The sequence below is a fragment of the Dehalobacter sp. DCA genome (genome assembly GCF_000305775.1).
In the GTDB taxonomy this organism is placed as follows: Bacteria; Bacillota; Desulfitobacteriia; order Desulfitobacteriales; family Syntrophobotulaceae; genus Dehalobacter; species Dehalobacter alkaniphilus.
The window spans coordinates 2,266,374-2,279,687 of the sequence record NC_018866.1 but is presented as its reverse complement, the minus strand read 5'-3'; the positions used below and the strand labels follow the sequence as shown (position 1 = coordinate 2,279,687).

The window sequence follows — 13,314 nt, the reverse complement described above, 5'->3', positions numbered from 1 at the left end:
AATTGTAACAAAAATCCTGAGATTAATAAAGGAAATGACTTTTTTTCGGCGAACTTTAATACATAAAATCAGCCATAGGTTCTGCCATAGATTCTGCTCTATGGTTATTTTTCTATAATCCCGACGGATGGGAGATTGATTTGATATGATTGCCAGAGCAAAAGAAGCCCTGCTCAAGTATTTTGGTTATCGGGAATTCAGAGAAGGGCAGGAACAAGTCATTGAAAGCCTGCTTCAGAGGCAGGATACGTTAGCCATTATGCCTACAGGGGCAGGCAAATCGATTGCGTATCAGATTCCGGCGGTTCTGTTTGAAGGGGTTACGCTGGTTATTTCCCCTTTGATCTCTCTAATGAAAGATCAAGTGGACAGCCTCAGGCAAACCGGGATTCCGGCTACGTTTATCAACAGCTCTATTTCTCCGAAAGAGACCTGGTCGCGCATTGACAGGATGCAGCGGGGAGAGTATAAACTGGTCTATCTAGCTCCGGAGCGTCTGGAGTCCGAAGAGTTCCTTGCCAGGTTGAATGGACTGCCAATCCATTTTGTGGCTGTAGACGAAGCGCACTGTGTTTCCCAGTGGGGCCATGACTTTCGCCCGAGCTATTTGCGGATCAGCAAGTTTCTTCAATCTCTGCCCGCAAGGCCTTTGGTCGGGGCTTTTACGGCTACGGCCACCGAGGAAGTCAGGCAGGATATTATCCGCATGCTGGGCCTTAGGAAACCCAATTGCTTTATCACGGGATTTGACAGGCCGAACCTGAAGTTTTCGGTTCTTCGCGGTGAAAACAAGAAGGTATTTGTTCAGAATCGTCTGAGAAATAACCGCGATGATTCAGGAATTATCTATGCCGCAACGCGCAAAGATGTCGACAGACTCTATAAATTGCTGAAAGGACAGGGATTCTCAGTCGGCTGTTACCATGCCGGTTTGCCCGATCAGGAACGAAAGCGCAATCAGGAAAAGTTTATCTATGACGAGATTGCTGTGATGGTGGCAACAAACGCTTTCGGCATGGGAATCGATAAATCCAATGTCCGGTTTGTGATCCATTACAACATGCCCAAGAACATTGAATCCTATTATCAGGAAGCTGGCAGGGCGGGCCGTGACGGAGAGCCGGCAGAGTGTTTTTTGCTTTTTGGCCCCCAGGACGTGCAGATTCAGAAAATGATGATTGAAGAAACCATATTTCAGGAACAGCGTGTGGCCAATGAGTATAAAAAACTGCAGGCCATGGTCGATTACTGCCATACATCGAGATGTTTAAGGCAGACCATTCTGGAGTATTTCGGAGAAACAGAAAGTCCGGATAAATGCCGGAATTGCAGCAACTGTGACGATGACCGGAAAAAGGTTGATGTAACTCTGGATGCCCAAAAAATCCTGTCCTGTGTTTACCGGATGAAGGAACGTTTTGGTTCGGCGTTGGTAGCCGAGGTGCTCAAAGGCTCCCAGAACAAAAAGGTCCTTCAGTTTGGGCTGGACAGACTATCTACCCATGGGATCATGAAGGACACACCGCTGCAGGAGATTAAGGACAGGATCAGTTTCCTGGCAGCCGAAGGTTATCTCGTGGTTGCAGGCGGTCAGTATCCGGTAATGAAGCTTGCGCCGAAAGCGGCGGCTGTGCTTAAAAGTGAGGAAAAAGTGTATCAGATTCAGGTGCAACGGGAAGAAGTATCGCTCACCGCCGTTGAACAAATCTTTGAAAGACTGCGGGCCTTGCGCAAACAGATTGCCCAGCAGGAGGGATTACCTCCGTACATGATTTTTCCGGACAGCACGCTCAGGGAAATGGCTCAAAACTGTCCGCAGGACAGAAATGCGCTGATCCGGGTAAATGGCGTTGGCGAAAGGAAACTGCAGAAATACGGGGATTTATTTTTAACCGAGATCAAGGAGGCCCTGCAAGGACATGAAAATATTGGTTGACGCGGATGCCTGTCCGGTAAAGGAGCTCATTGTGAGCTGCGCGAAACAATTTGAACTTCCGGTCATCATGATCATCGATACTTCCCATGAACTGAAGGACGACTACAGTACGGTGATCACCGTGGACCAGGACCGGGACAGTGTGGATTTTGCACTGATGAAGCGGTTGGACAGGGAGGACATTGTTGTCACGCAGGATTACGGACTGGCGGCGCTTGTTCTGGGGAAAGGCGCCAGGGCCATTAATCAAAATGGTCTTATTTATACCGACAATAATATTGAACGCCTCCTTTTTGAACGTCACGTCGGACAAAAGGTACGGCGCGGGGGTGGAAGAACCACAAATGTTAAAAAAAGGACCAAAGAAGACAATGAACGGTTCAGGATGGCTTTCCTAAGGCTGATCGAAAAAACCCAAAATAAATACGTCTAAAATGATACCCCAAGTGATGTTCTTACTTCTGGCAGCACTCTCTTCCTGTGCAACACCCTCTATGATGGATATCATCAAAGAGCTGTAGGGGTCTTTGACTCAGAAAAAAACCTCCATATCGGTGCTTCCATTGACACCAATATGGAGGTTTACACAATTTCTGGGATACTCTCAGGTTGGGACGTGTTGTCCGCTACCCATGATCGGTTTGTTGTTGATACTGTCTTATGGATACCTCACTAAGAGGGCATTGTTGCTTACGAAAAATATTTCTGCAGCACATCGGGCATATTTTTTTTGTTTTTATCTACGAGCTCTTCCGGTGGGAAAGGCATCCCGGACATGATCCATTTCAGAAGCATACTTGACGCGCCAGATATCCAGAACTCCAGACTGTAATCCACAACTTCTGTCAACTTCTGAGGACCAAAATCAAGGACGATATGATTGCGCATATTTTCATAGCTCATCTTGTTGAATGTTTCATAGAAGCAGTTTTGTCCTTTCATCAGCATGACAGTGGTATAAAACTTCTTGTTTTCATAAAACAGACGGGCAGTTTTTACCGCAAACCTGTCTAAATCCTTAAATTCCTCCTGAAAACTGTCATAATTGCTGGTAAATATCCATTCGATCAGCTCTTGTTTGTCATAAAAATAATTATAAAACGTCTGTCTGCTGGCCACACAATGCTTCGTAATATCATTTATAGTGATCTTTTGCATGGGCATGGTCTTGCATAAATCAAGTAAAGAATCAGCCAACGCTTTCTTAGTCCCGATGGACATATGGCCTTCCTCCACATAAATTAGACATTTTTTTTCATTGTACAATAATTGGACGTCCAATGCAATATGGAAATTGCTATCGCCCTGCTGATTATTTACATTAAGGTTGGCTGTACTTTCAGTGCGCCAAAATATAAAATCAGGAGGACAAGACTATGTTATTGCAAGGGAAAAAGCTCATCATCACCGCTGGTGTCACCGGCTGCGGCAAGGCTATCGCCGAGGGAGCCGCCAGGGAAGGTGCGTCGGTAGTCACCGTATCTCGCGCTCTGCCCACCGATGAACGAGCCGTTAAGGTCATCGAGACCTGCCGCAGCCTGGGCGCGGGTTCCTTCAAGCACATCCAACTGGACGTCAGCGACCGCGACGCTGTTTTCCAAGTCTTCGACGAAGCCGTCGCCTTTTTGGGCGGCCTGGACTGCCTGGTCAGTTCCGCCGCGTTTGAGAGCGGCTGCTATTCCGACGCAGTAAACGCGGCCAAGTTGCGGCAGGTGTTTGACGTCAATGTCAACGGCACTATCTTCGCCAATCAGGCTGCCTTCAAACACATGCGGACCAAGGGCGGCTCCATCATCAACCTAGGTTCATTCGCCGGGATCAACGGTGTGGAAGGCGAGACAGCGTACAGTGTTTCCAAAGGCGCGGTGCATACCTTCTCTCGCTTGGTCGCCAAAGAGTGGGGCAAATATAATATTCGGGTCAATGTCATGCTGCCGGTGGTCGCCACCGATTTTGCCAGGCAAGCCTATCTCAATTGCGATGACGAGTACCGAGCCACCCTGGATGCTCTTTTGAACAGCACTATCTTTCTGGGCGACAAGTGGGGCTTTGACCGGCACGGCGATGTGAACGAAGCCGCCAACGCCGCCATCTTCCTTGCCAGTGACATGTCCAAGTACATCACCGGGCAAATAATCGGCGTTGACGGCGGTATGTTCATGGGTCGTTAGTTTGACAGCAACTCCAAAACGCTTTCAGCTACGAAGCAGCAAGTCTGGGAGCATTTAATGGTCAGGTATATTGTTGTCTCGGAAGAAAAGCCCTCCGCCTATGATCCTATAGTCCCATGTTAAAGCGGTCAGAGAACTGACGGCTTTAACTGTTTGTTCTTCATTGCGATTTCTTTGGCATCCAAATCCTAACCAATTGATTGTTGGTCGGAAGTTATATAGTAATCAGCCAACTCTTCAATAATAACATTCGCTATGAGGCCTATTCAAACGCTTTTTGACGAAAAGTCATTCTTTCAATCTAATTGGCATAAAATTTGCAAACTAAAATGGGGGTTAAAGACATCTATCAAGAGGTTAAACAGGTAGTACAATTCTGCAATCAAAGTATGCTACACAAGGAGGGAAAACGAAGATGTTCACAGTTGTAAAAAAACAACAACTATCTGAGACGATTGTCTTACTTGAAGTTTTGGCAACGGAAGTCGCCAAGAAAGCTCAACCCGGTGAATTTGTCATAGTTCGCCAAAATGAAGACTCTGAAAGGATTCCTTTGACCATCATGGATTTTAACCGGGAAAAAGGGACCATCACCATCGTCATCCAGGAAGCGGGTTATTCGTCCCACTTGATTACCCGGATGCGAGAAGGGGATTCTTTTGTAACATTTGTAGGACCGCTTGGACAAGAAACAGAAATTGAGAATTATGGTACGGTTCTGTGTATTGGCGGCGGTGTCGGCATAGCGCCGGTTCATCCGATTGCGCGGGCACTAAAAGAAGCAGGTAACAAGGTCATCTCCATTCTAGGAGCAAGAAGTAAAGGCCTGCTGATCCTCGAGGAAGAAATGCGAGCAGTCAGCGATGAAGTTGTCATCACAACAGACGACGGTTCTTATGGTATGAAAGGGTTTGTCACCCACGGCATCCAGTCCGTTTTAGACCGGGGAATCAAAGTCGACGCGATCTGGGCTATCGGTCCGGTCGTTATGATGAAATCTGTAGCGAACTTTACCAAACCGCTCGGGATTAAAACAATTGTCAGTATGAATCCGGTTATGGTTGACGGCACAGGAATGTGCGGCGCCTGCAGACTCGATGTCGGTGGCGAAACTAAGTTTGCCTGTGTTGACGGACCGGAATTTGACGGCCATAAAGTAGATTTTGACTTGGCCATGAAACGTTCGGCTTTCTACAAAACTGAAGAAGCTGTCACTTATAACAAAATCAAGCATGAGTGCCAGTGCACAAAGGAGGGTAAATAAGAATGGCCAGCAAAGCACCAAGACATGATATGCCCTGCCAGGACCCAATTATCCGGGGCAAAAACTTCAGTGAAGTTGCACTGGGTTACCCGGTAGAAACAGCTGTCGAAGAAGCTGAACGCTGCATCCAGTGCAAGAAGCCCAAATGTGTGGAAGGATGCCCGGTCGGAGTAGATATTTCGGAGTTTCTAAAAAAAATTGCTGAAGGGGAATTTCTTGAAGCGGCTTCTCTTTTAAAAAGTAAAAATACGCTGCCGGCAATCTGTGGACGTGTCTGCCCGCAGGAAACCCAATGTGAAGCTCAGTGTATTCTCGGAGTTAAAGGTGAACCGGTAGCTATTGGCCGCCTGGAACGTTTTGCCGCTGACTACGAAATGGCTAAAGGCACGAGTAAACTAGAAAAGGTCGCACCGACCGGTAAGAAGGTTGTCATTATCGGTGCCGGACCAGCGGGACTTACTTGTGCGGCAGAATTAGCCCGCAAAGGCCATGCCGTTACCGTTCTGGAAGCGCTGCATGTCGCCGGCGGCGTTCTGATGTACGGAATTCCAGAATTCCGTCTGCCGAAAGCCATTGTACAGAAGGAAATCAACAGCCTCAAAGATATGGGCGTAGAAATCCTGGTCAACCAGGTCGTCGGCAAAGTCACCTCGGTTCAGGAACTGCTTGCCAGCGGGTATGATGCTGCATTTATCGGCACCGGTGCCGGGCTACCGTACTTTATGAATATTCCGGGTGAAAACTTCAACGGCGTATATTCCGCTAATGAATTTCTAACCCGTTCTAATCTGATGAAAGCATATGATTTTCCGAATCATGCGACACCGATTAAAGTCGGGGAGCAGGTTGCGGTACTTGGCGGCGGCAATGTTGCGATGGATGCTGCCAGAACAGCGCTTCGCCTCGGGGCGAAAGAGGTTTATATCGTCTACCGCCGTTCTATGGTAGAGTTGCCTGCTCGTCTTGAAGAAGTGCACCATGCTGAGGAAGAAGGCATTCAGTTTAAGATCTTGACCAATCCGGTGACGATCAACGGGGATGAAAACGGGAACGTCAAGAGCATGACCTGTCTGAAATATGAACTGGGTGAGCCGGATGCTTCAGGACGCCGTCGTCCGGTACCAATCGAAGGTTCTGAGTTCGAACTGCCTGTCCAGACTGTCGTTGTCTCCATCGGACAGGGGCCGAATCCGCTCGTTACCACCACGACAGAAGGCTTGGAACTGAACAAGTGGGGTAATATTGTTGCCGACGAAACGACTATGGCGACCTCGATTCCAGGTGTGTATGCTGGCGGAGATATCGTAACCGGCGCAGCCACGGTCATTCTCGCAATGGGCGCCGGAAAAACTGCTGCGGCTTCCATCGATACGTATTTAAAGACAAAATGACCAGTCTAAGTTCTTAATTATATATAGAAAAGGGTGGACTTATGAATACGCTATTGACCACCATGATCGGCTTAATCGTTTTCCCGCTGATCGTGGCTATTCTACTTCTGGTTTTTGGGTGGTATCCTGCCAGAAGAGTTATTGTCCAACTTTCGACGATCGTAATCGCTCTCGGTACAGTGTATCTCACAGTTCAGGGACTGTCGAAAGGAAGCGTGTTTTTTCCGTTCGCGTCCGAACCAACAGGCCAAATTATGCTGGGGATCGAAGGACTTATTGCCCTGTTCATTATTTATATGGGAATACGCTACAAAAAGTATCTGGCATCGGTACTGGCCTTGCTGCAAGAAGGACTGATGTTCTATTTTGAACTGACATACGGACACAATCTCCATGCCGATAATAATCTGTTCATCGATGAATTCTCTATTATTATGGCCCTGATCATCGGTATCATCGGCGGACTGATCTGTATCTATTCGATCCGCTATATGAAAGATTATCATCATCATAACCCGGATGTCCCAAATCGCACGCCTTTCTTTTTCTTCGTTATGTTTGTATTTCTGGCCGCAATGTTTGGCCTGGTATTTGCCAATAATCTAATATGGCTGTACTTTTTCTGGGAAATCACCACACTTTGTTCCTTCCTTTTGATCGGTTACAGTAAGACAGTGATTGCAATGAACAACTCATTCCGGGCTATCATTATGAACCTGATTGGCGGTTTAGGCTTTGCAATTGCCATCGTCTTTCTCGCCACCCAGGCTGATGTCATTGAACTCAACAAACTACAGGGAGTCGCCCAGGCATTGATCCTGCTACCGGCAGCCCTTTTGAGCTTTGCCGGGATCACCAAATCGGCGCAGATGCCGTTTTCTTCCTGGCTCTTAGGCGCGATGGTCGCCCCGACACCAACCTCGGCCTTGCTGCACTCCAGTACGATGGTCAAAGCCGGAGTCTATCTAATTATCCGTTTATCGCCTGTTTTACTCGGCACCAACGTTGGTCTGATGGTCGCCTTGGTCGGCGCCTTCACTTTCCTGACAGCATCCTGCCTGGCGATTGCCCAGGATGAGTCCAAACGCGTCCTGGCATATTCCACGGTTGCTAATCTGGGTCTGATCGTCGCTTGTGCCGGAATCGGCACCGCTGAGTTGGTATGGGCCGCCATTATGCTGGTGATCTTCCATGCCGTAGCCAAGTCTCTGCTGTTCCTGGCTGTCGGTTCCGTTGAACATAAAATCGGTGACCGCAACATTGAAATCATGGACAGTCTGATTACCAAAGTACCAACCCTGGCGATAATGATTGTTATCGGTATTTTCGGCATGTTTCTGGCACCGTTTGGAATGTTGATCAGCAAATGGGCTGCTTTGGAGGGACTCATCAAAGCCAATGCCCTGCTTACGGTGTTTATCGCTTTCGGCAGTGCCGCAACCGTGTTGTTCTGGGGCAAATGGCTGGGGAAAATTGTTATGGTTAAGCAAAAACCTCAAGATTTTGACAGTAAAGTTCCGAGACTGGAGAAATACTCCCTGGGAATCCTGGCTTTTCTGACCATTGCAGTCTGCGTTCTGTTCCCGTTCATTTCTACCAAATTCATTATCCCGTTCTTAAACAGCACAAATACGATCATTTCCCAGGGCAACATTTTTATCATGTTGATCATGATGGTCATGATCATCTTAATGCCGCTTAGCCTGTGGTTTTATAAAGATGTTCATTACACTGGGATTTACATGGGTGGAGCCAACGCCGGTAAGGAAAGTTATTACGGAGCGATGCATGTGGACAGGGAACTGAGCATGCGCAGTCTGTATCTGGCCAACTATTTTGGCGAACATCGGCTGAATAAAATTGCGATAGGCTTATCAACAACATTAATCATCTTGATGATAGGAGTTGTGGCACTGTGAAAACATGGCTTATAGTAATCGCCTATATTGTTCTAGCTCCGGTTATTGGCGGTTTAATCGCTGGAATCGACCGAAAAATATCGGCTCACATGCAAAAACGGGTTGGACCGTCGATCCTGCAGCCATTTTATGACGTGCACAAACTGTTCAGCAAACAGAGTATTGTCGTTAACAAGTCACAGAAATTCTATGTCTTGGGCTTCTTCACCTTTATTATCTTTACCGGTTGTTTGTTTTTTGCTGGCGGAGATTTGCTGTTGGTCATTTTTGTATTGACCTTAGCCAGTATTTTCCTGGTCATGGGCGCTTACAGCACGAATTCCCCATACAGCTACCTCGGTGCTGAACGGGAACTGATTCAGATGATGGCTTATGAGCCCATGGTCATTTTGACGACCGTCGGCTTATATATGGTTACCCATAGCTTCTTTGTCAGGAACATAGCTGCTTTCGGTAAGCCGATCATCAGTGTGCTGCCCGGAGTATTCCTGGGATACGTGTTTATCCTGACGATCAAACTCCGAAAGTCTCCGTTTGATCTTTCTATGTCGCATCATGCCCATCAGGAACTGGTCAGAGGGCTTATTACGGAATTTTCCGGACCTGAACTTGCATGGATCGAAGTTGCGCATTGGTATGAAAACGTGTTCCTGCTCGGTTTAGTGTATCTATTCCTGGGCTCGAACCCCATCGCCGCGATCATCATGGTCCTGGTGGTTTACTTCCTGGAAATCTTTATAGATAATAACTCGGCAAGGCTGAAATGGCAGCATACCTTACTGGCCTCCTGGGTCATTGCCCTGATTTTGGGAGCAGGAAACATTGCGGTTCTAATGCTGTTTTAGAAGAGGTGAAAGATATTATGTCATTAACAAAATCTCCTTGGATTATCCATTATGATGCCTCTAGCTGCAATGGCTGCGATATTGAAGTATTGGCTTGCCTGACGCCGATGTATGATGTCGAACGGTTTGGTATCTTAAATATCGGCAGTCCCAAACATGCAGATATTTTCGTTATTACCGGATCGGTTAATGAACAGAACAAAGAGGTTATTCTGAATATCTATAATCAGATGCCTGACCCCAAAGTCGTCATAGCGGTTGGGATATGTGCGGCAAGCGGCGGAATTTTTAAAGATTGTTACAATGTATCGGGCGGTGTGGATAAGATCCTCCCGGTAGACGTCTATGTTCCAGGATGCGCGGCACGCCCGGAAGCGATCATTGACGGCGTGGTAAAAGCGTTGGGAGTTTTGGAGAAAAAAAGAAAAAACGCCGGCATAATCAAGGGTAAGACCATGCGAGAGGAGAGTGAACCGTCATGTCAAGCGAGCAAGTAATTCTAGATACCCAAGCCGATAACCTGAAAGATACGATTAAAAGCTATAAGGATAAAGGGTATCGTATGATTCAGATGCACTGCACCAAAGCGGATCCGGAACTTGACCTTTATTATTCCCTCGAAAACAGGAAGATGGATTTAGTTAACTTACGTCTTCCGGTTTGTTCAGGGATGAACCTTCCCAGTATCAGCGGCATCTTCTTATGTGCCTTTTTATACGAAAATGAACTGCATGATTTATTCGGATTGAATTTCATGGGTATCGCCGTCGATTACCAGGGGAAACTTTATCAGATGAAAGTCAAAACCCCTTTTCAAGAAACCGGCAGCAGCAAAGGCAACGAGAGGGGAGTAGCTGAAGCATGAGCAAAAAAACGATAATGCCCTTTGGGCCACAGCATCCGGTTTTGCCGGAGCCTATCCATCTGGACCTTGTCCTGGAAGATGAGAAAGTCATTGAGGCCCTGCCTTCGATCGGATTTGTGCACCGGGGTCTGGAGAAACTGGTGGAAACAAGGGATTATAACCAAATGCTTTTTGTAGCCGAGCGGGTCTGCGGTATCTGCAGCTTTATTCACAGCATGGGGTATGCCCAGGGCGCCGAGGATCTCTTAAACCTGGAAATTCCGGAGCGGGCCAAATACCTGAGAGTAATCTGGGGCGAATATTCCAGGATTCACAGCCACTTGTTGTGGCTGGGGCTAATGGCAGACGCCTTTGGTTTTGAAAGCCTGTTTATGCACTGCTGGCGGCTGCGCGAACAGATTCTGGATGTCATCGAAGCTACCACCGGCGGCCGGGTCATCTTCAGCGTTGTCAAAGTCGGTGGTGTGCGGCGTGATATCGAGGCCGGAACCTTGAAGTTCATGCTCGAAAAACTCAAGGAAATGAAAGCTGAGATTAAACAAGTAACGGATGTCTTCTCAAAAAACTATACCGTTGAGAAGCGGACGAAGGGTGTCGGAATTCTTTCCAGCCAAGAAGCTTACGAGACTGGAGCAGTCGGGCCGACTCTCCGTGCCAGCGGTGTGGCCTCGGACTTAAGAAAACTCGGGTATGCCGCTTATGGCCAATTGGATCTGGAACCGATTGTTGAAAATGAAGGCGACAGTTATGCCAGGACCAAAGTCCGGATTCGGGAATTGTTCCAGAGCATTGATCTAATCGAACAGGCTATCGGGAAAATACCGGATGGGGAAATTGCTGTTAAACCAAAAGGCAATCCCCAGGGGGAAACTTTCCAGCGTTTAGAGCAGCCTAGGGGAGAGGTCGTTTACTACTTAAAAGGAAATAGCACCAAGAATCTGGACCGCTTCCGGGTTAGGACACCAACCTTTGCCAACATACCGCCGCTTTTGAAGATTTTGGCCGGCAGTGACCTGGCAGATGTACCGGTTCTGGTATTAACTATCGATCCTTGTATAAGCTGCACAGAGAGGTGAGAAAGATGTCTGTATTTCCGATGCCCAGAATACTAATGAAGAGTTTGTTTAGCAAACCGTCTACCAAAATGTACCCGATTGTTAAGAATGAAGTATTTGAAGCGACCCGCGGACAAATTGCCAACGATATGAGTCTGTGCAATTTCTGCACCCTATGTGAAAAACATTGCCCGACAGGAGCGATTATGGTCAACAGGGAGGAGAAAACTTGGACAATCGATTTCCTGTCTTGTATTACCTGCAATTATTGTCTTGAAGGGTGTGCCAAAAAGTCACTGTCAATGGAATATGCCTATACCAATCCGGTAAGTAGTGCAGAGAAAGCGAATACGGTAATTACGCTACAACGACCTGTATCCGCAGAAAAATCCAAACAGGATTTCAGTAAGTATTAAATGGATATCGCGGTAGTTACAGATGAAATAGAATAATATGGCACGTGCATCTCTGTGTACCTGATCCATAAAGGCTCAGACCAAATCAGAAGAAAAAATGGCTCAAATAAGCCAAAAAAGCTCCCTCATATTTGCTTTGTAAGCTTCAAAATATTTTTGGGAAGGGTAATAGCCAAAATATAAATTACACTAAATATTTGCCGAGCTTTTCGAAGAGATGAATGAAAAAGAATACCCGATAACTAACAGTGTTTTTAGAGCTGACATGTTGCTTACAGCTTTCACAGTGATTCTTACTTATTCCAGAGAGAAGTACGCGGTTATTCGCCCGAAATAATTTTGGAACAGGTCTATTCAACATTTTTAAAATTAAATGAATATGTTTATTTTTTCTACAAAATGGGGATGCAGCGAAACCAAGTTTCGTTACGTTCCCATAGTTAATTTTGCTTGGGAGAATATGCCTCAGAAACATATGACAAATATTTGCCGTTGCTTTTATATAGACTCAAAGAACAATTTAATCATCCGCCATCAGGTAAAGCTAATGAGGATATGCTTTTATTTAGTGACATGTATAACCTTTTTATTGCCTGTTACACCTATTACAATTGAAAAGACTGAATTTAACATGACATGCTGTCATCAAGTTTAACGTGATATAATAACGGCATGTATACTAAATATTTATTAAGAAAGAAGATGTGATATGAAAGATATGAACTTTAGTGAGGTAGTTGAACGTTCCGTTCAAATAAGAAAATGCTATCATCAATTGGAAAGGCAATATCATGAAAAAGAATGGACAGTAGAAGAAGATGCTTTGGCTTTTTTGACAGACGCTGGTTTAGTGGGGCGTCTGACAATGTCTCAGCAAGAGCGTTGGCCAAAAAGTGGAGAGACAGTGTCTGAACTGGAGCATAAACTTGGTGAATGCATATGGTGGCTGATTATTTTAGCTGAGCGTATGAATATCGATATCTGTGAAGCGTTGCAGATATTTTTAAGCAAAACAGAAAAGCAGTTGGCCGATTAAACAAAGGTATTGCCCTTTCCGGTTAGTTCAAAAGATTTTAGTTTTTCGTTTCTGGCACCAATATTCTGTACAATTTTTGCAGTAGTTTCATTCAAGAAAAGACAGAGTGACCTTACCGCGATTTTATGGACACACAGAACGTGTGATAAAATTAATCACAGAGGTGTCCATTTTGAGAACATTTGATCGCGAATACAAATTGATGGCCGTCAGTCGCTTTAAGGAAAGTGGCAAACCGGTTGCCAAAGTCGCACGTGAGTTAGATATTAGAGTGCTAATACTTTGCATGGCTGGCTTAATAAGTTGGCTAAACACGCTAATGATGCATTTTCTGGCAGCGGAAGCGGCAAATTGACATAAGGAAAATGAAAAAAGTTAGAGAATAGGGTCTACCCAAAATCTGATTTGGTATAATC

At 46.1% G+C, this 13,314-nt stretch carries 14 protein-coding genes; 13 read left to right on the top strand and 1 reads right to left on the bottom strand.

Going from position 1 to position 13,314, the window contains the following annotated elements; genetic code table 11:
• Positions 1-145: 145 nt before the first annotated feature.
• A complete protein-coding gene (gene recQ, locus DHBDCA_RS10995; RefSeq protein ID WP_015044281.1) occupies positions 146-1,936 on the top strand; it encodes a DNA helicase RecQ in 1,791 nt (596 codons plus the stop codon).
• A complete protein-coding gene (locus tag DHBDCA_RS10990) occupies positions 1,920-2,369 on the top strand; it encodes a YaiI/YqxD family protein (RefSeq protein ID WP_015044280.1) in 450 nt (149 codons plus the stop codon). Before recQ ends, DHBDCA_RS10990 begins: the two co-directional genes overlap by 17 nt.
• 257 nt (positions 2,370-2,626) lie before the next feature.
• Here the strand turns inward: DHBDCA_RS10990 and DHBDCA_RS10985 are convergent, their stop codons facing one another.
• Entirely contained in the window at positions 2,627-3,157 is a 531-nt protein-coding gene (locus DHBDCA_RS10985) for a TetR/AcrR family transcriptional regulator C-terminal domain-containing protein (RefSeq protein WP_015044279.1), read from the bottom strand.
• Between the two features lie 155 nt (positions 3,158-3,312).
• Here DHBDCA_RS10985 and DHBDCA_RS10980 point away from each other — a divergent pair, with 155 nt between their 5' ends.
• The 11 genes from DHBDCA_RS10980 to DHBDCA_RS10930 all read left to right on the top strand — a co-directional run bounded on the left by DHBDCA_RS10980 (position 3,313) and on the right by DHBDCA_RS10930 (position 13,253).
• Positions 3,313-4,107 carry an SDR family NAD(P)-dependent oxidoreductase gene (locus DHBDCA_RS10980; RefSeq protein ID WP_015044278.1) on the top strand — a complete coding sequence of 265 codons (795 nt, stop codon included), beginning with the start codon at positions 3,313-3,315 and terminating at the stop codon, positions 4,105-4,107.
• 415 nt (positions 4,108-4,522) lie between these two features.
• Complete coding sequence (locus DHBDCA_RS10975; protein WP_015044277.1) at positions 4,523-5,371, top strand: sulfide/dihydroorotate dehydrogenase-like FAD/NAD-binding protein; 849 nt, start codon at positions 4,523-4,525, stop codon at positions 5,369-5,371.
• A gap of 2 nt (positions 5,372-5,373) precedes the next feature.
• Complete coding sequence (gene gltA, locus DHBDCA_RS10970) at positions 5,374-6,762, top strand: NADPH-dependent glutamate synthase (protein WP_015044276.1); 1,389 nt, start codon at positions 5,374-5,376, stop codon at positions 6,760-6,762.
• Positions 6,763-6,803: 41 nt separating this feature from the next.
• A complete protein-coding gene (locus DHBDCA_RS10965; RefSeq protein WP_015044275.1) occupies positions 6,804-8,681 on the top strand; it encodes an NADH-quinone oxidoreductase subunit 5 family protein in 1,878 nt (625 codons plus the stop codon).
• Positions 8,678-9,526, top strand: coding sequence for a respiratory chain complex I subunit 1 family protein (locus DHBDCA_RS10960; RefSeq protein ID WP_015044274.1), 849 nt, complete (start codon positions 8,678-8,680; stop codon positions 9,524-9,526). The genes DHBDCA_RS10965 and DHBDCA_RS10960 overlap by 4 nt, the downstream gene beginning before the upstream one ends.
• Positions 9,527-9,543: 17 nt before the next feature.
• A complete protein-coding gene (locus tag DHBDCA_RS10955) occupies positions 9,544-10,023 on the top strand; it encodes an NADH-quinone oxidoreductase subunit B family protein (RefSeq protein ID WP_015044273.1) in 480 nt (159 codons plus the stop codon).
• Positions 10,005-10,391 carry an NADH-quinone oxidoreductase subunit C gene (locus DHBDCA_RS10950; protein WP_015044272.1) on the top strand — a complete coding sequence of 129 codons (387 nt, stop codon included), beginning with the start codon at positions 10,005-10,007 and terminating at the stop codon, positions 10,389-10,391. The genes DHBDCA_RS10955 and DHBDCA_RS10950 overlap by 19 nt, the downstream gene beginning before the upstream one ends.
• The gene (locus DHBDCA_RS10945; RefSeq protein WP_015044271.1) at positions 10,388-11,467 is read left to right on the top strand and encodes a hydrogenase large subunit; all 1,080 of its coding nucleotides are present in this window, start codon (positions 10,388-10,390) and stop codon (positions 11,465-11,467) included. Before DHBDCA_RS10950 ends, DHBDCA_RS10945 begins: the two co-directional genes overlap by 4 nt.
• 5 nt (positions 11,468-11,472) lie before the next feature.
• Entirely contained in the window at positions 11,473-11,862 is a 390-nt protein-coding gene (locus DHBDCA_RS10940) for a 4Fe-4S dicluster domain-containing protein (RefSeq protein WP_015044270.1), read from the top strand.
• Between the two features lie 709 nt (positions 11,863-12,571).
• Positions 12,572-12,898, top strand: coding sequence for a MazG-like protein (locus tag DHBDCA_RS10935; RefSeq protein WP_015044269.1), 327 nt, complete (start codon positions 12,572-12,574; stop codon positions 12,896-12,898).
• Positions 12,899-13,070: 172 nt separating this feature from the next.
• Positions 13,071-13,253, top strand: coding sequence for a transposase (locus DHBDCA_RS10930; RefSeq protein WP_034378645.1), 183 nt, complete (start codon positions 13,071-13,073; stop codon positions 13,251-13,253).
• Positions 13,254-13,314 lie beyond the last annotated feature (61 nt).